The organism is Streptomyces sp. NPDC048825 (assembly GCF_043198355.1).
GTDB classification, from domain to species: domain Bacteria; phylum Actinomycetota; class Actinomycetes; order Streptomycetales; family Streptomycetaceae; genus Streptomyces; species Streptomyces xiangluensis.
This window is the reverse complement of sequence record NZ_JBICUR010000014.1, coordinates 158,951-178,527: the sequence shown is the minus strand read 5'-3', so window position 1 is coordinate 178,527 and position 19,577 is coordinate 158,951. Positions and strand designations below refer to the sequence as shown.

Here is a 19,577-nt window from a genome sequence, read left to right as displayed (position 1 = left end):
GCCTCACCAGGACCGCCGAAGCCCCATAATGAGACATCGGATGTCTGAGCGACATATCTGATCGACAGGGAGGCCCGCCATGGCAGTCACCGATGAGGCGATCGAAAAGATCAAGGGAATGATCGTCTCCGGCGCGCTGCGCCCCGGCGACCGGCTCCCCAAGGAGAGCGAACTCGCCGCCGATCTGGGCCTGTCCCGCAACTCCCTGCGGGAGGCCGTACGGGCGCTCTCCCTGATCCGCATCCTGGACGTACGGCAGGGCGACGGCACCTACGTCACCAGCCTGGACCCGCAACTTCTCCTGGAGGCGCTGAGCTTCGTCGTCGACTTCCACCGCGACGACACGGTCCTGGAGTTCCTGGCCGTACGCCGCATCCTGGAGCCGGCCGCGACCTCGATGGCCGCCCTGCGCATCAGCGAGCAGCAAGTCGACGCGCTCACGGCCCAGCTGGACGCGCTGGGCGCCGCCCCCTCGGTGGAGGAACTCGTCGCCTGCGACCTGGAGTTCCACCGCGGCATCGTGCAGAGCTCCGGCAACTCCGTGCTCTGCTCGCTCCTCGACGGTCTGTCCGGGCCCACCACGCGGGCCCGCATCTGGCGCGGGCTGACCCAGGAGGACGCGGTCAGCCGCACCCTGCACGAGCACCGCGCGATCCTCGCGGCCCTGCGCGACCGCGACGCGGAGGCGGCCCGCTCCTGGGCGACGGTGCACATCGCGAGCGTGGAGCAGTGGCTGCGCAGCACCCTGTGAGGAGCGGGCGATCACAGCTCCGATGAGTGGGGGGTGTTCCGGGGTGGCGAACGGGGCAGTGATGCGTTCACTCCCCCATGCAAGGGGGCTGCGGGCGCCCCGCACGCACGCCGTAAGGTTGGGGCGTACGTGAGGGCACGTCGGAAGGAGGCGCTGGGTGATCGAGCTCGAGGGGGTTCCCGAGCTGGTCGACCCGGTCATGGTGGCCGCGTTCGAGGGCTGGAACGACGCCGGCGACGCCGCTTCCACCGCGGTCGCGCATCTCGACAGGGAGTGGAAGGGCGAGGTCTTCGCCGCGCTCGACGCCGAGGACTACTACGACTTCCAGGTCAACCGGCCCACGGTGTGGCTGGACGGCGGCGTACGCAAGGTCACCTGGCCGACAACCCGGCTCTCCGTGGTCCGGGTCGGCGGAGAAAAGCCGCGTGACCTGGTCCTGGTCCGCGGTATCGAACCGTCCATGCGCTGGCGCTCGTTCTGCAACGAGATCCTGGGCTTCGCCCATGAGCTGGGCGTGGAGCTGGTCGTGATCATGGGCGCCCTGCTCGGCGACACCCCGCACACGCGTCCGGTCCCGGTCAGCGGCGTCACGTCCGACGCGGACCTGGCCCGCACCATGGACCTTGAGGAGACCAAGTACGAGGGGCCGACGGGCATCGTCGGCATCCTCCAGGAGGCGTGCACGCACGCGGGCGTACCGGCGGTCTCGTTGTGGGCGGCTGTGCCGCACTACGTCTCCCAGCCGCCGAACCCGAAAGCGACGCTGGCCCTCCTCAACCGCCTGGAAGACCTCATCGACCTGCGTATCCCGCTCGGCGAGCTGCCCGAGGACGCCCGGGCCTGGCAGTTGGGCGTGGACCAGTTGGCCGCGGAGGACAGCGAGGTCGCCGAGTACGTTCAGTCGCTGGAGGAGGCCCGGGACACCGCCGAGCTTCCCGAGGCCTCGGGCGACGCGATCGCCCGCGAGTTCGAGCGCTATCTGCGGCGGCGGGACGGCAGCGGCCCGGCGACGGGCCAGGCCGGCGGTCATGCCACGGAGAGCGGCGACCCCGCCCCGTTCCTGAGGGACAACCCGGGCGGCCGTCCCCGGCCGTCGAAGCCGCAGCGTCCGGAGGCCGATGACGAGGGTTCAGTTGACGACTCGTCGGAGGACTGAACCGTAAGAGCGAGAGACCACAAGGGCGGTGCGTACGCGACGCACCGCCCTCGGTTGCTTCTGAACCTGCTCGGCAGCCTTACAGGGCCACCCCTAGGAGCGCGTCCACGGCACGCGATACGACACCGGGGGCGCCCTCGTCGATGCCGCCCTGTTCCTGCTGGAGGGCGGCCCAGCGGTCGACCGCGGTGAGCGCGGCGGGAGCGTCCAGGTCGTTCGCGAGGGCCTCGCGGATCTCCTCGACGAGCGCGTCGGCGGCCGGTCCGTCGGGCCGCGACACGGCGGCCCGCCAGCGCTCCAGACGCGCGAGGGCGTCCTGGAGGACCTGGTCGGTCCACTCCCAGTCGGCCCGGTAGTGGTGCGAGAGCAGGGCGAGCCGGATGGCCGCCGGGTCGACTCCGTCGCGCCGCAGCTTCGACACGAAGACCAGGTTGCCCTTGGACTTCGACATCTTCTCGCCGTCGAGCCCGACCATGCCGGCGTGCACATACGCCTGCGCGAAGGGGAACTCCCCGGTCAGCGCCTGCGCGTGTGAGGCGCCCATCTCATGGTGCGGGAAGGCCAGATCGGATCCGCCGCCCTGGACGTCGAAGCCCATGCCCAGGTGGTCGAGGGCGATCGCGACGCACTCGATGTGCCAGCCGGGCCGGCCCCGGCCGAGCGAGGCGCCGTCCCAGCTGGGCTCGCCCTCCCGGGCGGCCATCCACAGCATCGGGTCGAGCGGATTCTTCTTGCCCGCCCGCTCCGGGTCACCGCCGCGCTCGGCGGACAGCAGCCGCATCGCGGCGGCGTCCAGCCCGGACACCTTCCCGAAGTGCGTGTCCGCCTCCACGGAGAAATAGACGTCGCCCTCGAGTTCGTACGCGGCTCCCGCGTCACGCAGCCGCTCGACGAGCGGGACGATCCCGGGTATCGCCTCGACGGCGCCGATGTACTGCTTCGGGGGCAGCATCCGCAGGGCGGTCATGTCCTCGCGGAAGAGGGCGGTCTCCTTCTCGGCGAGCGCCACCCAGTCGACGTCGTCCCGGGCGGCGCGCTCGAGAAGCGGATCGTCGATGTCCGTCACGTTCTGGACGTAGTGAACCTGCCGCTTGGTGTCGAGCCACACGCGCTGAACGAGGTCGAACGCGTTGTAGGTCGCCGCGTGACCGAGGTGGGTCGCGTCGTACGGAGTGATGCCGCAGACGTAGATACGGGCGACGGGTCCGGGATCGAGGGCGATCAGCCCCCCGGTCGCGGTGTCGTGGATCCGGAGGTCGCGGCCCTGTCCGGGCAGGGCGGGGACCTCAGAAGCGGGCCAGGCATACATGTCTTGAGCCTAACCGGACGCATCTTCCGTATACGAACCGCATCGGGCACCGGCGGCCGGGAAGGCCTTCTTGCGTACGCGGCTGCCCTGTGCGTCGGCGTGCTACACGGGCGGCCACGGGATCGCGGGCCACTCCCCCGAGGGCTCCGGGTGCCGTCCCGTGGTGAGCAGATCGGTGACACGCGCGCGCGTGGCGTCCAGTTCGGCCGGAGTGATGAGCTCGGCCAGCCGCAGGCCCAGCGCCCCCTCGAGGGCGTCCTTGAGTCCCCCGAGAACGTCGACGGCCTCAGGGGTGAGCTTCTCCCCCGCCCAGCCCCAAAGCAGCGTGCGCAGCTTGTTCTCGGTGTTGAAAGTCACTCCGTGGTCGATGCCGTACAGCCGCCCCTCACTGGTGGGCAGCAGATGCCCGCCCTTGCGGTCGGCGTTGTTGATCACGGCGTCGAGTACGGCGAGCCTGCGCAGTCGCTCGTCGTCGGCGTGCACGAGCAGCGCCGTACGCCCCTGACCGACCTCGGCGAACCCGATGGCCTTCCAGCCCTCGCCGGGCTCCTCGCCGTCGACCAGCGCGAGCAGCTCGGCTCCGGGCACCGGCTCGACCCACTGCTGGCACATGCCCTCGCCGTACGGCCCGTCGCGCAGCACGGTGGCGGGGACGAGCCCCCAGCCGCTCGCCTCGGACACCTCGTAGGCGGCGACCTCCCGCTGGGCGAGGGTGCCGTCGGGGAAGTCCCACAGCGGGCGCTCGCCGGCGACCGGCTTGTAGACGCAGGGCTCGGTGCGGTCCTCGTACGTCACATCGCACAGGAGGACCGCGTTGGAGGCCTCACGCACCTGGCCGCGCACCGTCAGCTCGCCCTCGGCGAGCAGCTCGGCCGTGCTCACGCCTCGCGGCGGTATCCGTTCTGGCGCGGACATACGTGTCCTTCCGGATCGAGCGGGAGACTGCACAGCGGGCAGGGCGGCCGGCCCGCGTTGACGACGTCGAGGGCTCGCTTGGCGAAGGCCCTGGCCTGTGCGCCGGTGAGGCGGACCCGGAGCATCGGCGGGCCGTTCTCCTCGTCCTGCAGGAGCCTCTCCTCGGCGGCGGCCAGGTCCTCCTCGGAGTCGGCGTCCAGCTCGACGAGTGCCTGCGCCTCGACGATCATGCGCTGTTCGTCACCGTCCCAGGCCAGCGCCATGGTGCCGACCCGGAACTCCTCCTCCACGGGAGCCTCCAGAGGGGCGGTGTCGGAGACCTCCGTCGGGGCCACCGCCGGGACGGCCGCACTGCCTCCCGTACGTCGTACGACCTCGTCGAGAAGCTCGTCCATCCGCTCGGCGAGCGCCGCCACCTGCGTTTTCTCCAGAGCCACGCTGGTCACCCGGGGTCCGGCCGTGGCCTGCAGGAAGAAGGTACGGCGCCCGGGCAGCCCGACCGTACCGGCCACGAAACGGTCCGGTGGGTCATAGAGGAACACCTGACGCGACACGTCCTGTCTCCATTGGATCGAGTGCTTCTGCCATCGACTGCGTGTGCTGCCGGCAACTGCTGCGCTGCTTCGACCGCTTCACCCTACTGCGGCCGACGATCACGGTGCGCCCGCACTGCCACCGACCGTGGCGTCACCGCCCGGAGGCTCCTCGTGCGGTGCGAGGGAGGCGAAATCGCCGGTGTCCCCGAGGCGTACGAGAAACGGCCGCAGCCGTGTGTAGCGGATCGCGGTGATGGAACACGGTTCTACGGAAATCCGCTGGAAGAGATCCAGATGAAGCCCCAGTGCGTCCGCGACGAGGGACTTGATGATGTCGCCGTGGGAGCACATGAGGTAGACGGCGTCGGAGCCGTGATCGCGCTCCACGCGCGCGTTCCACTCGCGTACGGCTTCGGCGGCCCGGGTCTGCATCGCCCGCATGGACTCGCCGCCGGGGAACGCCGCGGCGGACGGATGCGCCTGTACGACCTCCATCAGCGGCTCGTCCTTCAGCTCGGCGAGCTTGCGCCCCGACCAGTCGCCGTAGTGGCACTCCCCGATGCGCTCGTCGGTGTGCGCGCGCAGTTCGGGCCGGGCGTCGAGCAGGGGCCGCAGGGTCTCCTGGCAGCGCTGCAGGGGGCTGGTGACGACCTCGGATATCGGCAGCCCGGCGAGCCGCCCGGGCAGCGCGGCGGCCTGTTCGGCGCCGCGCTCGTCGAGGGAGACGCCGGGCGTCCACCCGGCGAGCAGACCCGCGGTGTTGGCGGTGGAACGTCCGTGCCGGACAAGGATCAACGTGGGCATGCGGCCCAGCGTAAGCCGCCGCCGGGATGCGCCACGGTTCGGGAGGTACCGGAGTTCCGCGGGGTCACTTGTCGGGCTCCACGCGCGCGTGCCCCGTACTCGCGTCCTGAACTCGCGTTGTGCACGAGCGGCACGCACGCGTGGCTCACGCCGTTACGCGAACTCGGGTGCCGCCGATGCCGGCCCGCTCAGGGCGTCGCGGCGCTCGGGCATCTTCAGGGAGACCATGCGGCGCCAGCCGCCGAGCCGCTCGTACAGGTAGACGGCGTGGATAGCCGCGGCGAGGACGCCGGACTTGGCCTTCGACCAGCCGAGGATGCGCCCCATGTTGGCCATCACGGCGAGGCTGACGTCCCGGTAGATGCGGATCTCGGCGAGCGCGCACTCGCGCAGGGTGCGCTGGATCATCCGGCCGTGGCCCGCTGCCGCGAAGCGCAGCAGTTCCTCGTGGCAGTACGCCAGGTGGTTGTCCTCGTCATCGGAGATCATCTTGACCGCCCGACCGATGTCGGGGTGGTCGGCGAAGTACTTGCGGAGGAGATCCATCTCCTCGGAGGCACGCTGTTCGGTGACCCTGCTGTGCGCGAGGTAGGTGACGATGTCCTGGACGGTGAGCGCCTGGTCGCCCTTGAGCTTCTCGTGGGCGAGGCCGATGCCGTTGTTCTCCAGGAGCATGGTGTAGTCGGTGGCGGGCGGGACCTCGACGGGTTCGAGGCCGCGCTTCTTCATGAGGGCGTTGAAGATGCGCCCGTGCTTGTCCTCGTCGGCGCCGTGGCGGGTGATCTTGGGTGCGAGCGCGCGCTCGCTCTCCGGTACGAGTGCCGCGATGCGCGCGTTCTCCCAGCCGCCCTGCGACTCCCCGCTGGCGGCGATGGAACAGAAGAGCTGGAACGACTCGTCGTGGTCGAGGATCTCCTGGAACAGACTCTTGGCCGAAAGCATCACTGCCCCTTCCATGCAGAACTCCGCAAAGAACGAGTCAAATGCGCTGCCAGGGGCGCGGCAACACCTGTGTCGGACAAATCCGCCGAACGGTGGACACCCAGAGCCTCTGCGACGCGTAACCACGGCCACCGTCGGCGCGTTGTTCCCCGCGACGGCCGTGGCGGGGTCGACCCCCGAGCCCCCACCACGGCCGCAGAAACTCCCGGTTGCCGATCCGGTGTCACACCGACGTCACACTCCGGCCGGTCTCACAGCCCGGCGCGTTCGAGGGCCTCCGTACCGGCGCGGAGGGAGGCGAGCCGCTCGTCCAGAGTGAAACCCGCGGGGGCCAGGCTGAGCGTGGTGACTCCCGCCTCGGCGTAGGCCTTCATGCGGTCGGCGATCCGGTCCACGGAGCCGAGCAGCGTGGTCTGGTCGATCAGCTCGTGCGGTACGGCGGACGCGGCGCCCTGCTTGTCGCCGGACAGGTACTTGTCCTGGATCTCGGCGGCCTCCTTCTCGTAACCCATGCGCCGGGCGAGCTGGTTGTAGAAGTTCTGCTTGGGGCTGCCCATGCCGCCGACGTACAGCGCGGTGTACGGGCGGAAGGTGTCGGCGAGCGTGGTCACGTCCTTGTCGTCCCCGACGGCGAGCGGCAGCGTCGGGCAGACGTCGAAGCCGTCCATGGTCCGGCCGGCCTTCTCGCGCCCCGCGCGCAGGTGCCGCAGTGTGGTCTCCTCCAGGTGCTCGGCGGAGGGGAAGATCACCAGGGCGCCGTCGGCGATCTCGCCGGTCTGTTCCAGGTTCTTGGGGCCGATCGCCGCGATGTAGAGCGGGATGTGCTCGCGCTGCGGGTGCACGGTCAGCTTGAGGGGCTTGCCCGGGCCGTCCGGCAGCGGCAGCGTCCAGTGCTCGCCCTCGTACGACAGACGTTCGCGGGTCATCGCCTTGCGGACGATCTCGACGTACTCGCGGGTGCGGGCCAGCGGCTTGTCGAACTTGACGCCGTACCAGCCCTCGGAGACCTGGGGTCCGGAGACGCCGAGGCCGAGGCGGAAGCGGCCGCCGGAGAGCGAGTCGAGGGTCGCGGCGGTCATCGCGGTCATCGCGGGCTGACGGGCCGGGATCTGGAAGATGGCCGAGCCGACGTCGATGCGCTCGGTCTTGGCGGCGACCCAGGCGAGCACGGTGGCCGCGTCCGAGCCGTACGCCTCGGCGGCCCAGCAGACCGCGTAGCCCAGGCGGTCGGCCTCCTTGGCCACGGCGAGATTGTCTGCGTCCATTCCGGCGCCCCAGTAGCCGAGGTTGATCCCGAGCTGCATGGCCGATCCCCTTACTGATCAGTAACGTCCCTTGGGCGGCACCCTAGCGCGCCCTCGGGCCCGGCGGCAGGGAGGACTGACGAGGACGGGTTCGGGGACGGGTTCTGGGACGGCTTCGGGCTCGGGTGATCCTGGTTGTCCACAGGGTCCCCCCGCACTGACTTCGGGCCAGTAATCTCAGCCGACATGGAGCAGAGGCATCTCGGCCGTACCGGCCTGCGTGTGTCCAGGATCGGACTCGGCACCCTCACCTGGGGCCGGGACACCGACGAGCACGACGCCGCGGACCTGTTGAAGGCGTTCTGGGAGGCGGGCGGCACCCTCGTCGACACGGCGGATGTGTACGGCGACGGGGAGGCCGAGTATCTGCTCGGGCAGCTCATGGAGCAGCTGGTGCCACGCCGGGACCTGGTGATCTCGACGAAGGCGGGGAGCGTGCCGGACCCGGACCGGCGCTTCGACGGTTCGCGCGGGCATCTGCTCTCCGCGCTCGACGCCTCGCTGGCGCGGCTCGGCACGGACTATGTGGACCTTTGGCAGGTCCACGCCTTCGATCCCGAGACGCCGCTGGAGGAGACCCTGCAGGCCATCGACCTCGCGGTCAGCAGCGGTCGCGCCCGGTATGCCGGGGTGTCCAACTTCTGTGGCTGGCAGCTCGCCAAGGCGGCGACCTGGCAGCTCGCGGCGCCCGGGATACGGACCCGGCTGTCCAGTACGCAGATGGAGTACTCCCTGCTGCAGCGCGGCGTCGAACGCGAAGTGCTGCCCGCGGCCATGGACCTGGGCATCGGGCTGCTCCCCTCCTCGCCCCTGGGCCGGGGCGTGCTGACGGGCAAGTACCGCAGCGGCACGCCCGCGGACTCCCGGGGTGCGTCGGAGCATCTGGCGCCGTTCGTCGCGCCGTATCTGGACGCAGCGGCGAGCAGCATCGTGGATGCGGTGACGACCGCCGCGGACGGGCTCGCGGTGACACCGCTCCAGGTGGCCCTCGCGTGGGTCCGCGACCGGCCCGGCGTCGCCGCCCCCATCATCGGGGCGCGCAACGCACTGCAGCTCACGGCTGCGTTGTCAGTGGAGGCCCTTAGTCTTCCTGACGAGATCTGCCGAGCGCTCGACGATGTGTCGGCGCCCGTGCACCGCTATCCCGATCACGACTGGAGCACGCTGTGACCACGGATCCCGCTGCCGCGCAATCCGTTCCCGCGGAGGAAGCCGAGCCGGGGGCGCCGAACGTCGGCCCGGGGGCCGAATCGGGCGCCGGAGCGGGGGCGCCCGAGGTTGGGGGGCCTGAGCCGGAGAAGGGTGCCTCGGGCGAGGGGGCGGCGGGCGCCGTTGATCCGGCCGGTGCCGGGGGCGGCCGAGGGGACGTCGAGGGCAGCGCTGCCCCGGAAGGCTCGGCCGGTGAGGGCGATGCCGCGGCCGAGCGCGGGGACGTTGAGGGCAGCGCCGCCCCCCAAAGCGCGGCCGGTGAGGGCGGTGCCGGGGCCGACAGCCGGGTCGCCGAAAGCGGCGCGGCTGCTGGCAGCCAAGCCGCCGCGGCCCGCAGTGAGGGCTCGGAGGAGGGGTCCTCAGGCGCTGCGGGGGAAGCCGCCGCGGGCGGTGAACCGTCCGAAGCCGAGGCCGAGTTGGCCGCGCAGCGGGAGTTGCGGGAGCGGATCGAGCGGCGGAAGGCCGAGAAGAAGGGGGCCGTTGAGAGCGGGACGAAGCTGAGCGGGGCGGCGGCCGATCTGCTCGCGGCCGTGCGTGCGGTGGAGAGCGGGGAGAAGCCCGGGGGCAGCGTCTTCAGCGAGGCGGAGTCGGCGCCGCGCAGGGTCGTGCCCGAGCCGGTTCGACGGCCGCAGCCCGTGACCTCGTCCGCCGCCGCACCGGTGCCGGCCGAAGCCGTCGACGCCGTACGGGCCGTACTCCTCGAAGGCGGCGCACCCGAAGCACTCGCGCCGCAGGTCGCCGCGGCCCTCGGGGAGGGAGCGGACGGACAACTGCGCGAGGATCCCTGGCAGTTGCTGCGTGTGGCGGGGGTGCGGCCGGAGCAGGCGGACGGGTTCGCCCGGGCGCTGCTGGGCGCGGAGTGCGGGCCCGGAGACGAGCGACGGGGCCGGGCGGTCGCCGTATGGCTCCTGGAACAGGCGGCCCTCGTCGGGCACACCGCCCTGGAAGCCCCGGCCCTCAGCACCGCCCTCGCGCAGCGCGCCGTGCCGGATCCGGACGCAGCCGTGCAGAGCGCCATCGCCGAAGGTGACGCGCTGGTGTTCCAGGACGCGCTGGACGAGCCCGGCGCGCCGGCGGCGTCCGGGCAGTCCGGTGACGACGCCGAGGAAGGTGAGCAGGAACGGCCGGTACGCGTCCTCGTCGGCCTGGAGCGGTACGCGCTCGCCGAGGAGAGCCTCGCCGACGGGCTCGCGCGCGTGGTCAACTCGCTGCCCAAGGAGGACGGTTCGGCCGGCGACTGGGAGTCGGCCGCGACCGGCTCCGCCGCCGAACTGATCCGTGCCGTCGCGGGCCACAGCCTCGTGCTCCACACCGGCGGCGAGGCGTCTCGCGCGGAACCCGCGGCCCTGGTCGCCGCTGCCCGGGCGATGGGTCTGCGAGTGTGCGCGGCCACGCACAGCGTGGACGGTCGGCAGCGGTTCGCGGCACTGTTCGCACGAGCCGAGCAGCGGGAGCCGGCAGCCGAGCCCCAGGAAACCGTGGCCACCGTCGCGGGTCTGCTGTCCGGGGCCGAGGGACCGGGCCGGGACGCGGACGGCCTGCTGCGGACCGATCTGCTGGTCGTGCTCGACGCGCCCCAGCTGGACGTGGAGAGCGCGGCGATACTGGCCGAGTCGCTGCCCGACGGGGCGCGGCTTGTGCTGAGCGGTGACCCGGGTGTCCTGTGGTCGGTGGGGCCCGGGCGGGTCTTCGCCGATCTGCTCGCGGCGCGGGTGTGCCCGCAGGTCGCCTCGCGCACACCGGACCCCGGCCCGATCGGTGAGCTGGTCTCGGGCATCGGCGTGGGCGAGCTGAACCAGGTGGAGGCCCCCGGCAAGGAGGTGGTGATCGTCCCGGTGCGCGACGCCGGCGAGGCGGTGCACCGCACCGTGCAGCTGGTCGCGGACTCGGTGCCACGGGCGATCGGGATCCCGGCGGAGCAGACCCAGGTGATCACGCCGGGCCATGGCGGCGCGGCAGGCACCCGGGTGCTGAACGCCGCGCTGAAGGAGCGGCTCAACCCGGGCCCGGGCCGCTTCGGCGGATTCGACCCCGGCGACCGGATCGCCTACACGCCCGCTCCGGGCCGTACGGCGCCCGGCCACGTGGTGAAGGCCGACGCCGAGGGCCTGCACCTGGAGTGCGCGGGTGCCCCCGTGGTCGTACCGAAGGAGCGGGTCGAGCAGACCGTACGCCACGGCTGGGCGCTCACCGCCCATCAGGCGGTCGGCCGGCGCTGGCCCGCCGTGATCGTGGTCCTGCCCGGCGACGCAGCCCAGACCCTGACCAGACCCTGGATCTACACGGCCTTCGGTCGCGCCGAAAGCCACCTCTCCGTGGTCCACGGCGTCGAACAGGCCCTGCCCCAGGCGGTGGCGGACATCCCGGCCAAGCCCCGCACGACCCGGCTGCCCACCTTGCTCAAGGCCCAGGTCCCGACGGCAGGCTGATCCCGCAAGGGTGGTGGCCGCGGCGCTCGCAGTGCCGTCGGCACCGCACGCGATACCGGCCGGGGCCCACCGCCCCGGGCCGACCGGGCGGCGAGATGGCTGACGGCCGGGCGCCGACGGTCCCGACCGCGCCCGGACTCCTGCCCGAGCGGCCGAGCCGTGCCAGGGGTGTGAGTGTGCCTCCCGACCCGCACCTCAGTCACCAAACACCGGTGGCGGTCACAGGCCCAACAGCCCGTGACCGCCACCCGTGCGAACCCTCCGCGAACTGCTCAGCGATCCGCGTCCAGCGGCTCCAGGTCGTCGTCGTCCAGCCCTGCACCGTGAGCCGGACCGCGGCCGTTCGCGCTGCTGTCGTCGAGGTCGTCCAGGTCGTCTTCGGGCTCCTCGTCGAAGACCGCGCTGACGTCGAAGCGGCAGACGATCCGCTGGGGATCGGCCCCCTCGAAGGGGGCGTCCAGCCATTCGCCGGGCTCGGCCGGTTCGTCCGCGGCGGTGACCCACAGCGTGGAGTCACCCTCCTCCAGGCCGAACTCCTTGTGCCGGGAAGCGATTTCGTCCGGCTCGAACTCGCCGAACAGCACGCCCAGCGCACCGTGCACGGTGCCGGCCGCCGCGTCGAAGCCCGCGGCTGCCGCCCCCGACTCCTCCACGGCCTCCACCCGCTGGGCCTGCGCCAGCAGCCGCTGCGGCTCCACGACTGCGTAGTCGCGGCGGATCAGCACGCTCAGCGCGTTCGGCTCCTCGGGCCCGGTGTACGGCGGCAGGGTGTCTTCCGTACCGGGGATCTCGAAGGGCGTGACCTCGTCATAGAGGTCGTAGAGGAGCTCGTCGTACTCCTCGGCGGCCGAAGCCAGCTCGTTGAACGCCTCGTAGACGGCCGGGTCGTCCTCCCCCGACCTGCGCTCGACCGCCGCAAGGTGGCGGTCGAGCGCAGCCTTGATCGCCTCGGCGGCGGCGCGTACCTCGGCAGCGGTGGGCTGCGCAGCATCAGACATAGTGCAGACGCTATCCGTACCGGGCCTCTGCCCGCACAATAGATGCGATGCCGGAATACGAATTTGTCGACGTGTACGTGCCGCGCGGGGTCTCCCGCAAGGAAACGACGCGTTTGCTGACGGACCATGCGGAGTACGGACACTGGGAGTTGGACCGCCTCAGCCTGCACCCCGACGGCAGCCGCAGGGTGCGGTTGCGCCGGCGGATCATCCGCCAGGTGCGAGCCACGTGGTGACACTGAGTGGCTGAAACGGAGCGGGCCCCGCGGTCGCGGGGCCCGCTCCGTTTCAGCAGGTGGTCGGTGCCTTCCGTGCCGTGTTACGCCGCGGCCCGAGCCTTGCGGTAGAGCACGGCGCCCATCAGCAGCGCGCCCGCGCCCACCGGCAGCACGAGGCCGATCGGCAGCTCGCTGCCGGTCGCCGCGAGCTGCGCGGAGCCCTTGGGCTGCGCGACGGCCTGGGTGTCCGGGTTGTTCGGCTTCGAGGCGTCCACCTGCTCCGCGTCCGCGGACGGCGGCTGCTGCGGCGTGCCCGGCTGCTCCTGGTCGCCGGGGTTGCCCGGAGGCGTCTGCTCCCCGTGGCCGGGAGGCGACGTCTCGTGATCGCCCTCGATGTTGGCGCAGCCGTTGCCCGCGGCCTCGTTGCCGATGCCGCCGACGTTGACGCCGTTGCCGCAGACGTTGAGCGGTACGTCCACCGGGACCCGCACATGGTTGCCGGAGCCGATGCCGGATGAGTCACCGGTGGGTCCGTCGGCCTGCGAGCCGCCGCCGGAGGAGTTGCCGGAACCGCCGCCCTCGTTGGCGCAGCTGTTGCCGACCGCCGGGTTGAGCAGCCCGACCACGTTCACGGTGTTGCCGCAGACGTTCGCCTGCACGTCGACCGGTGCCTCCACCGAGTTCCCCGAGAGCACGCCCGAGGAGTCGGAGGAGGAGCCGTTCGCGCCCGAGTCGGCGTGTGCGTAGCCGCCGGTGACGGCCAGGACGCCGGTGGCTGCCGCCACGGTCATCAGGCCCTTGCGGGTGACCTGTCGCATAGCTTTTCCCTGCCTTGTTGCTTCAGGAATGCGCACGCGCCCAGTGCACGTACGCGGAATGCGGAATACAGAAAGCCGGCGGCCCCGGAGTGCGTGGCGCGCACTCCGGGGCCGCGGACTCAGACCCTCTTGGGTGTGAAGCGCAACGTCACGCGTTGATGCAGGTGTTGCCGAAGGCGGGGTTCAGCAGCCCGATCACGGAGACCGTGTTGCCGCACACGTTCGACTGCACGTGAACCGGCGCCTGAACGACGTTGCCCGAAAGCACGCCGGGCGAGTGCATTGCAGCCCCCTGAGCACCCGCGTCGGCAGCCGCAACTCCCGCACCAGCGAGAACGAGGCCACCAGTGGCAGCCGCAGCAGCGACGACCTTCTTGATCATTATTCCTCCTTGTAGGCAATGCGACCCTGGTCACGGATCGCATCACCTGTAACGAGGAGGGAGTAATAGGGCTACGAGCCTATGAGCGCATTCACCCTTCTCAGTCAACTCCGCACGCGCTGGCGATTATTGGAGTTTCGTTTCAGCGTGTTAATTCCGGACACGTTGTTGTTCAGGACGCCTCGATGAAGCGGTCCAGCACCCGCACGCCGAACTTCAGCGCATCGACCGGCACCCGCTCGTCGACACCGTGGAACATGCCCGCGAAGTCCAGCTCCGGCGGCAGCTTCAGCGGGGCGAAACCGAAGCAGCGGATGCCGAGGTCGTCGAAGGACTTGGCGTCCGTGCCCGCCGACAGCATGTACGGCACGGCGCGCGCGATCGGATCCTCGGCGGACAGCGCGGTCTGCATGGCGTCGACGATGGCCCCGTCGAAGGTGGTCTCCAGCGCCTTGTCGGCGTGCACGTCCTCCCGCTTCACCCGCGGGCCGAGGATCCGGTCCAGGTCGGTGAGGAACTCCTCCTCGTAGCCCGGCAGATAGCGGCCGTCGACGTGCGCGGTGGCCTGGCCCGGGATCACGTTCACCTTGTAACCGGCGCCCAGCTGGGTCGGGTTGGCGGTGTTCTGCAGCGAGGCGCCGATGAGCTTGGCGATGCCGCCGAGCTTGGCGAGCGTCTCGTCCATGTTCTCCGGATCGAGCTCGGTGCCGAGGGCGTCGCCCAGCTCGTCGAGGAAGTGCCGCAGTGTCTTGGTCACGCGCACCGGGAACTTGTGCCGGCCGAGCCGCCCGACGGCTTCGGAGAGTTCGGTGATGGCGTTGTCCCGGTGGATCATCGAACCGTGTCCGGCGGTGCCGTCCACGGTCAGCTTCATCCAGTGCATGCCCTTCTGGGCGGTCTCGACGAGATACAGCCGCAGTTTCTCGTTGACGGTGAAGGAGAATCCGCCGACCTCGCCGATCCCCTCGGTCACGCCCTCGAAGAGGTCCGGGTGCTTGGCGACGAGGTGCTTCGCGCCGAACTTGCCGCCGGCCTCCTCGTCCGCCAGGAAGGCCAGCACGAGGTCACGGGGCGGCTTGCGTCCGCTGCGCAGCCGGTCGCGTACGACCGCGAGGGTCATCGCGTCCATGTCCTTCATGTCGACGGCGCCCCGGCCCCACACACAGCCGTCCGCGATCTCGCCGGAGAACGGGTGGTGGGTCCAGTCCGAGGCGTTGGCGGGTACGACGTCGGTGTGGCCGTGGATGAGCAGTCCGGGCCGCGATCGGTCCTCGCCCTCGATCCGGACGACTGTGGAGGCGCGGCCCTTGTGCGACTCGAAGATCTGCGGTTCGAGCCCCACCTCGGCGAGCTTCTCGGCGACGTACTCGGCGGCCCTGCGTTCACCCGGGCCCGAGTGGTCGCCGTAATTGCTGGTGTCGATCTGGATCAGCTCGCGGCAGAGGTCGACGACCTCGTCCTCACCGGTGATGCTCCTGGCCGTATCCGACTCACTCACGCTGCTGCCTCCCACGGTCACTGCTGCCTCTCCCCCTCATCCTCCCTCTCCGACCCTCCCCGCCCCAAGGCCAGGACCGGCCCGTCACACGGGGTTCACACCCCGCGGGCCTGTGATCGGGAGCCATCGGAAGCCTGGTAATGTTTTCTCTGTCGCCGCGGGGTCATCCTCGCACGACCTACACCTTGTCCGGGTGGCGGAATGGCAGACGCGCTAGCTTGAGGTGCTAGTGCCCTTTATCGGGCGTGGGGGTTCAAGTCCCCCCTCGGACACTGACCGCATCCCCAACTTGTGCGGGTCGAGCTGAGCCTCGGCCCGCACGAGCTGTTTCCGGGGTTGCGGGGGTTGGTCAGCCGCCTCGCGCAACTTCAAGCCGCATACCGGGCTGCGCCCGCCGCTGCGCGAACCCGTCGCCCAGTCCGGTGACCTCGGCTGCAGCGACGGCGACCCGTACATCACCGGCCGACGCGACGAACTGACCAAGATCCAGGACAGTGACCGACATACCCGCACCCGGGTGTCTTGGCTCGTCCGGTCTCAGCGACGGCGCACTCCTGCGAAGTAGGCGGCGAGTTCCGAAGTGAGCGTCGGCCAAACCACCGGGTCGTGTCCCGGGACCAGGCGGTATCCGCGCTCGGCAGCGATTCGCTTGAGCCGACGAATCGGTTCCACGGTGGCTTCCGGATCGACGTCCACTGTGCCACCGACAGGCAGTTCCTGTTCGATGTTCTCCGTCAAGTCCGCCGCGTCGAAAGCGAAGACGAACCCGCCACCGCCCACCGACGCGTCCAGATCCACCACGAAGCTCTGATGTCCCGGAGTGTGCCCGGCCGTGAGTACCGCAGTCACTCCCGGCGCGATCTCGGCGTCACCATCAGCGGTACGCCAGTCGATCGAGGGGTCGTCGAAATCGACCCGGTATATCGCGTGCTGCTCGGGTGCGGGTGAGCCGGACAGCCCGTAGTCCAGTTCCCTGCGCTGTACGTGGACCGGTACGCGGCCGGCGAAGTGCTTCAGCCCGCCTGCGTGGTCGTAGTGCAGATGGCTCAGGCCGACAGCATGGATCTCGTCGATGCCGATGCCCGCCCTGGCCAGTGCCTCCTCCAACGGCTCTCCCGGCCCGGGCAGAATCGCCCGGAAGTCCGGCCGGCCGTGGAACCGCCGTCGTAGCGCCGGATCGTTGATCAGCGCCGTGTTGAAGCCGGTGTCCAGCAGCAGCCAGCCGCCGTCGCAGTGCAGCAGCACGCCGGGAACCGGTTCGCGTAGACGCTGCTCGGGCGACGCCCCGTGCACCGATACCGACTTCGGCAGATCTTCCCAGCCCAGGGTGAGCAGCACGATCTCCCGTACGCCACTCGACATGTCTCTGTCTCCTTCTCTTGCACCGACTGGCGTTCGGCACGGCCGACCTGACCGTACACACCGGTCGATGAACCCGGCGGTGGGGCCGACGGCCCTGCGCCGACCGGGATCACGTTCGCCACCGGAGCACCGCCGGCCAAGTTGTCCCGGAGTCGGTCCATGGCCGATATCGGGCTGTCCCGCCGGCCGGGAGCGACGACACGACGTCGGAGTCAGCCACCCACGACGGAGGAGTGCTGGTCGCGGACGAGGTCCTCGATCACGGTGCGCATCCCGAGGAACTCCGCGGTGCGCCGGTCCGTGAGCGAGCGCTCCGCGGGCAGGTCGACGGCCATCTCGGAGGCCACCCGCCCCGGGTTGCTGGCGAGTACGAGCACCCGCTGCGCCAGGAAGACGGCTTCTTCGACGTCGTGCGTGACCATGACCACGGTTGTACCGGTGTCCTGCCAGACCTTACGGAGGAAGATCTGCATGTCCTCCTTGGTCTGCACGTCCAGCGCTCCGAACGGCTCGTCCAGCAGCAGGACATGCGGTTCGCAGGCCAAGGCGCGGGCGATGGCCACCCGTTGCCGCTGCCCGCCAGACAGCTTGCCGGGCAGAGTGTCGGCGTAGGCGGTGAGACCGACCTCCTCCAGATACCAGGCGACCCGTGCGGCGCGCTCGGCTCGGGGAATCCGCAGCAGTTCCAGCCCGAACCCGACGTTGCCCGCAACCGTGCGCCAGGGAAACAGCTCTCCCGTCTGGAAAACCAGCCCCCGGTCCGGTCCCGGCCCTGTGACCGGCTCCTCGTCCAAGGTGATCGAACCTTCCGTCGGCGCCGCGAGGCCGGCGATCAGAGAAAGCAGCGTGGACTTGCCCGACCCGCTCGCGCCCACCACACACACGAACTCACCGGGTGTGACGGAGATGTCGATGCCCTCCAGCACCCGCTGCGTACCGCCGGTGACCGGAAAGTCCTTCACCACGCCGGTCAGCAGCAACCCCGAGGTCAAACCGTCCACCTCCCGACTCTGTCGCGCAGCAGCCGCAATCCCACGTCCATCACGATGCCGATCACTCCGATCACGACCAGGACCGCGAAGATACGGTCGGTCTGCAGGAAACGCTGGGACCGGATGATCCGGTATCCGAGCCCCGAAGTCGCCGCGAAGAGCTCGGCGATCACCAGAAAGTTCCAAGCTGCCGCGGCGTTGACCCGGGCAGCGTCGATGATGCCGGGCAGCGCGTGCGGCAGGATCACCTTGCGGATCAGCACGCCCGGACCCGCACCGAGCGTGCTCGACACCTCCAGCAGCCGACGCGGCACCTGCCGTACCACGTCGGCGACCATCAGGATGTTGAAGAACACCACGCCGAGGACGAGGACCATCAGCTTGGACGGTTCGCCCAGTCCCAGCCAAATGATCAGGAGGGGGACGAAGGCGCTGGCCGGCCAATAGCGCACGAGCCCGACGGCCGGCTCCAGCAGCGCGAGGGCCCATCGCCAAACGCCCATGGCGAAGCCCAGCGGAACCGAGATCGCCAGGGCCAGGCCGAAGCCGAACAGCACCCGCCGGAGGCTGGCCATGGTGTCGGTGAGCAGTTCGCCGGAGCGGGCCATCTCCACGCCGGCCTGCCACACCGCGACGGGAGAGGGCAGGAAGGTGGGATCCACCGCCTTGGTCGCGCTCAACGCCACCCATGCCCCCAGGGGGGCCAGGACGGAGACGGTCCGCAGCACCCACCGAGCCGCCGAGGAGATCTCGCGGCCCGGTGCCAGCCATCTGCGAGCCGATGGTGCGGGACGGATGGGCAGTTCAGGCCAGTCGGAGCGGCCGCGCGTTTCCTGGGTGAGATTCCGGGTCCGTGCGGTGGAGGTGAGTCCTTCGGCAGGGCTCATCCTGCGGCGCTCGCCTTCTTGATGAAGGTCGGGTCGAGCAGCCCGTCCAGCTTCGGCGCCGTGTCGACCAGCTTGCTGCTGACCAGGAAGTCGGCGATCTTCTTGGCCTGGTAATCGAGGTTGGCGTCGGCGCTGCCGGGGGTGAATGCCTCGATGTTGGCCTTGGTGTCGAACAGCGTCGTGCCCTCGTCGTAGGCCTCGTAGTCGGCGACACTCACCCCGCCTCGCTTGGCCATGATGGCCACGGCCTCGTCGTGGTGAGCCGTGATCCAGCCGAGCGTCTCGAACCATGTGTCCACCAGCGCCTGGACCGTCTTGGGGCTGTTCTTGGCCAGTTCGGGTGAGACGACGGTGTGGTCGGGGATGGAACCGGGGAAGTCCTTGGACGAGGCGATCACCTTGCTGCCCTTGAGCTTCAGCGCCGTCGTGGTGAACGGCGCGAACACTCCCACGGCGTCGACCTTCCCCGCGGCGAACGCCGCCGCGGCGGCGTCGGTGGGAAGGGGTTTGAAGTTCACGTCCTTCTCGGACAGTCCGGCCTTCTCCAGCGCCAGGAGCAGCAGGAAGTGGTCGACGGTGCCCTGTTCCGCGGCGACCGTCTTGCCCTTGAGATCAGCGACGGTGTCGATACCCTCACGGGCGATGATCGCGTCGTTGCCGGTGGAGTTGTCATTGGTCAGCACGATGGTCTGCTGAGACCCGCCGGCCACCGAGGCGAGGGTGTCGTTGAGGGTCTGGCTGTTGGCGTTGATGCTGCCGGTGGCCATCGCGTTGAGGCTGTCGGTGTAGCTGTCGAAGTACTTCAGTTCCACCTGGATGCCGTTCTTGGCGAACAGCCCCTTTTCGTCGGCCACCTGCCAGGGGAACCACCCCGGCCAGGCGCTGAATCCGAGGGTGATCTTCTTGCCGCCGCTGTCGTCGGACGTGTCCGATTCGGCCGAGCCGCAGGCCGCCAGGGTAGGTGAGGCGGCGGCAAGGCCGAGGCCCAGAGCCGCCTGGATGAGCGTTCTTCTCTTCATCGCGCTGTTCCTTTCTTAGCTTCGCGTTGTGGTGCTGTGTGGACCTGA

Annotated in this window: 20 protein-coding genes and 1 tRNA gene; 6 read left to right on the top strand and 15 right to left on the bottom strand. The window is 70.3% G+C overall.

From position 1 onward, the window contains the following. Positions 1 to 79: 79 nt before the first annotated feature. Positions 80 to 751: a FadR/GntR family transcriptional regulator gene (locus ACGFNK_RS30785; protein ID WP_386344451.1), complete on the top strand. Its 672-nt coding sequence runs from the start codon at positions 80 to 82 to the stop codon at positions 749 to 751. Positions 752 to 908: 157 nt separating this feature from the next. Beyond that, complete coding sequence (locus tag ACGFNK_RS30780; RefSeq protein ID WP_393421112.1) at positions 909 to 1,907, top strand: PAC2 family protein; 999 nt, start codon at positions 909 to 911, stop codon at positions 1,905 to 1,907. 79 nt (positions 1,908 to 1,986) lie between these two features. On the opposite strand, the gene mshC is transcribed toward ACGFNK_RS30780, so the two are convergent. From mshC to ACGFNK_RS30750, 6 genes are all read right to left on the bottom strand, one after another. Continuing rightward, positions 1,987 to 3,216, bottom strand: coding sequence for a cysteine--1-D-myo-inosityl 2-amino-2-deoxy-alpha-D-glucopyranoside ligase (gene mshC, locus ACGFNK_RS30775; RefSeq protein ID WP_393421110.1), 1,230 nt, complete (start codon positions 3,214 to 3,216; stop codon positions 1,987 to 1,989). Positions 3,217 to 3,318: 102 nt separating this feature from the next. Continuing rightward, entirely contained in the window at positions 3,319 to 4,131 is an 813-nt protein-coding gene (locus tag ACGFNK_RS30770; protein ID WP_393421108.1) for an SCO1664 family protein, read from the bottom strand. Continuing rightward, complete coding sequence (locus tag ACGFNK_RS30765) at positions 4,095 to 4,685, bottom strand: DUF3090 domain-containing protein (RefSeq protein ID WP_386344444.1); 591 nt, start codon at positions 4,683 to 4,685, stop codon at positions 4,095 to 4,097. The genes ACGFNK_RS30770 and ACGFNK_RS30765 overlap by 37 nt, the downstream gene beginning before the upstream one ends. A gap of 99 nt (positions 4,686 to 4,784) precedes the next feature. Continuing rightward, positions 4,785 to 5,471 (bottom strand): histidine phosphatase family protein, encoded by a 687-nt coding sequence (locus ACGFNK_RS30760; protein ID WP_386344443.1) that lies wholly within the window; start codon positions 5,469 to 5,471, stop codon positions 4,785 to 4,787. A 153-nt stretch (positions 5,472 to 5,624) separates the two neighbouring features. Then, complete coding sequence (locus tag ACGFNK_RS30755; RefSeq protein WP_386344441.1) at positions 5,625 to 6,413, bottom strand: ferritin-like domain-containing protein; 789 nt, start codon at positions 6,411 to 6,413, stop codon at positions 5,625 to 5,627. Between the two features lie 251 nt (positions 6,414 to 6,664). Next, a complete protein-coding gene (locus tag ACGFNK_RS30750) occupies positions 6,665 to 7,717 on the bottom strand; it encodes an LLM class F420-dependent oxidoreductase (RefSeq protein WP_393421106.1) in 1,053 nt (350 codons plus the stop codon). A gap of 186 nt (positions 7,718 to 7,903) precedes the next feature. Between ACGFNK_RS30750 and ACGFNK_RS30745 the strand changes: the two genes are divergently transcribed. Together ACGFNK_RS30745 and ACGFNK_RS30740 are read left to right on the top strand one after the other, a co-directional pair. Further along, entirely contained in the window at positions 7,904 to 8,887 is a 984-nt protein-coding gene (locus tag ACGFNK_RS30745) for an aldo/keto reductase (protein WP_393421104.1), read from the top strand. Further along, positions 8,884 to 11,355 carry a helix-hairpin-helix domain-containing protein gene (locus ACGFNK_RS30740; protein WP_393421102.1) on the top strand — a complete coding sequence of 824 codons (2,472 nt, stop codon included), beginning with the start codon at positions 8,884 to 8,886 and terminating at the stop codon, positions 11,353 to 11,355. Before ACGFNK_RS30745 ends, ACGFNK_RS30740 begins: the two co-directional genes overlap by 4 nt. A 272-nt stretch (positions 11,356 to 11,627) precedes the next feature. On the opposite strand, the gene ACGFNK_RS30735 is transcribed toward ACGFNK_RS30740, so the two are convergent. Continuing rightward, on the bottom strand, positions 11,628 to 12,353 hold the full coding sequence (locus ACGFNK_RS30735; RefSeq protein ID WP_344393452.1) for a hypothetical protein: 726 nt from the start codon (positions 12,351 to 12,353) through the stop codon (positions 11,628 to 11,630). A gap of 47 nt (positions 12,354 to 12,400) precedes the next feature. Between ACGFNK_RS30735 and ACGFNK_RS30730 the strand changes: the two genes are divergently transcribed. After that, complete coding sequence (locus tag ACGFNK_RS30730; protein WP_033323315.1) at positions 12,401 to 12,589, top strand: DUF5703 family protein; 189 nt, start codon at positions 12,401 to 12,403, stop codon at positions 12,587 to 12,589. Between the two features lie 83 nt (positions 12,590 to 12,672). On the opposite strand, the gene ACGFNK_RS30725 is transcribed toward ACGFNK_RS30730, so the two are convergent. The 3 genes from ACGFNK_RS30725 to ACGFNK_RS30715 form a co-directional block, all read right to left on the bottom strand. Beyond that, entirely contained in the window at positions 12,673 to 13,389 is a 717-nt protein-coding gene (locus ACGFNK_RS30725; protein WP_393421100.1) for a chaplin, read from the bottom strand. Between the two features lie 148 nt (positions 13,390 to 13,537). Beyond that, positions 13,538 to 13,771: a chaplin ChpH gene (gene chpH / locus ACGFNK_RS30720; protein ID WP_386344430.1), complete on the bottom strand. Its 234-nt coding sequence runs from the start codon at positions 13,769 to 13,771 to the stop codon at positions 13,538 to 13,540. A gap of 172 nt (positions 13,772 to 13,943) precedes the next feature. Beyond that, the gene (locus ACGFNK_RS30715; protein WP_393421098.1) at positions 13,944 to 15,269 is read right to left on the bottom strand and encodes a M20/M25/M40 family metallo-hydrolase; all 1,326 of its coding nucleotides are present in this window, start codon (positions 15,267 to 15,269) and stop codon (positions 13,944 to 13,946) included. A gap of 187 nt (positions 15,270 to 15,456) precedes the next feature. On the opposite strand from ACGFNK_RS30715, the gene ACGFNK_RS30710 reads away from it, so the two are divergent. Next, a tRNA-Leu gene (locus tag ACGFNK_RS30710) sits at positions 15,457 to 15,541 on the top strand. 77 nt (positions 15,542 to 15,618) lie between these two features. On the opposite strand, the gene ACGFNK_RS30705 is transcribed toward ACGFNK_RS30710, so the two are convergent. The 5 genes from ACGFNK_RS30705 to ACGFNK_RS30685 all read right to left on the bottom strand — a co-directional run bounded on the left by ACGFNK_RS30705 (position 15,619) and on the right by ACGFNK_RS30685 (position 19,529). After that, positions 15,619 to 15,774, bottom strand: a complete 156-nt coding sequence (locus ACGFNK_RS30705) for a hypothetical protein (RefSeq protein ID WP_393421096.1) — start codon at positions 15,772 to 15,774, stop codon at positions 15,619 to 15,621. A 32-nt stretch (positions 15,775 to 15,806) separates the two neighbouring features. Beyond that, positions 15,807 to 16,631: an N-acyl homoserine lactonase family protein gene (locus ACGFNK_RS30700; protein WP_393421094.1), complete on the bottom strand. Its 825-nt coding sequence runs from the start codon at positions 16,629 to 16,631 to the stop codon at positions 15,807 to 15,809. Between the two features lie 212 nt (positions 16,632 to 16,843). Further along, the gene (locus tag ACGFNK_RS30695) at positions 16,844 to 17,632 is read right to left on the bottom strand and encodes an ABC transporter ATP-binding protein (protein WP_393421092.1); all 789 of its coding nucleotides are present in this window, start codon (positions 17,630 to 17,632) and stop codon (positions 16,844 to 16,846) included. Next, on the bottom strand, positions 17,620 to 18,510 hold the full coding sequence (locus ACGFNK_RS30690) for an ABC transporter permease (protein WP_393421090.1): 891 nt from the start codon (positions 18,508 to 18,510) through the stop codon (positions 17,620 to 17,622). The genes ACGFNK_RS30695 and ACGFNK_RS30690 overlap by 13 nt, the downstream gene beginning before the upstream one ends. Further along, positions 18,507 to 19,529, bottom strand: a complete 1,023-nt coding sequence (locus ACGFNK_RS30685) for an ABC transporter substrate-binding protein (protein ID WP_393421088.1) — start codon at positions 19,527 to 19,529, stop codon at positions 18,507 to 18,509. The genes ACGFNK_RS30690 and ACGFNK_RS30685 overlap by 4 nt, the downstream gene beginning before the upstream one ends. Between the last annotated feature and the right edge of the window lie 48 nt (positions 19,530 to 19,577).

What these genes read in the sequence shown, in the direction of transcription:
- ACGFNK_RS30730 (WP_033323315.1), top strand. Translation starts at nt 12,401, where the DNA reads ATGCCGGAATACGAATTTGTCGACGTGTACGTGCCGCGCGGGGTCTCC.
- ACGFNK_RS30685 (WP_393421088.1), bottom strand. Translation starts at nt 19,529, where the DNA reads ATGAAGAGAAGAACGCTCATCCAGGCGGCTCTGGGCCTCGGCCTTGCC.
- ACGFNK_RS30725 (WP_393421100.1), bottom strand. Translation starts at nt 13,389, where the DNA reads ATGCGACAGGTCACCCGCAAGGGCCTGATGACCGTGGCGGCAGCCACC.
- ACGFNK_RS30745 (WP_393421104.1), top strand. Translation starts at nt 7,904, where the DNA reads ATGGAGCAGAGGCATCTCGGCCGTACCGGCCTGCGTGTGTCCAGGATC.
- ACGFNK_RS30770 (WP_393421108.1), bottom strand. Translation starts at nt 4,131, where the DNA reads ATGTCCGCGCCAGAACGGATACCGCCGCGAGGCGTGAGCACGGCCGAG.
- ACGFNK_RS30755 (WP_386344441.1), bottom strand. Translation starts at nt 6,413, where the DNA reads ATGCTTTCGGCCAAGAGTCTGTTCCAGGAGATCCTCGACCACGACGAG.
- ACGFNK_RS30690 (WP_393421090.1), bottom strand. Translation starts at nt 18,510, where the DNA reads ATGAGCCCTGCCGAAGGACTCACCTCCACCGCACGGACCCGGAATCTC.
- ACGFNK_RS30735 (WP_344393452.1), bottom strand. Translation starts at nt 12,353, where the DNA reads ATGTCTGATGCTGCGCAGCCCACCGCTGCCGAGGTACGCGCCGCCGCC.
- ACGFNK_RS30750 (WP_393421106.1), bottom strand. Translation starts at nt 7,717, where the DNA reads ATGCAGCTCGGGATCAACCTCGGCTACTGGGGCGCCGGAATGGACGCA.
- ACGFNK_RS30760 (WP_386344443.1), bottom strand. Translation starts at nt 5,471, where the DNA reads ATGCCCACGTTGATCCTTGTCCGGCACGGACGTTCCACCGCCAACACC.
- chpH (WP_386344430.1), bottom strand. Translation starts at nt 13,771, where the DNA reads ATGATCAAGAAGGTCGTCGCTGCTGCGGCTGCCACTGGTGGCCTCGTT.
- mshC (WP_393421110.1), bottom strand. Translation starts at nt 3,216, where the DNA reads ATGTATGCCTGGCCCGCTTCTGAGGTCCCCGCCCTGCCCGGACAGGGC.
- ACGFNK_RS30705 (WP_393421096.1), bottom strand. Translation starts at nt 15,774, where the DNA reads ATGTCGGTCACTGTCCTGGATCTTGGTCAGTTCGTCGCGTCGGCCGGT.
- ACGFNK_RS30700 (WP_393421094.1), bottom strand. Translation starts at nt 16,631, where the DNA reads ATGTCGAGTGGCGTACGGGAGATCGTGCTGCTCACCCTGGGCTGGGAA.
- ACGFNK_RS30785 (WP_386344451.1), top strand. Translation starts at nt 80, where the DNA reads ATGGCAGTCACCGATGAGGCGATCGAAAAGATCAAGGGAATGATCGTC.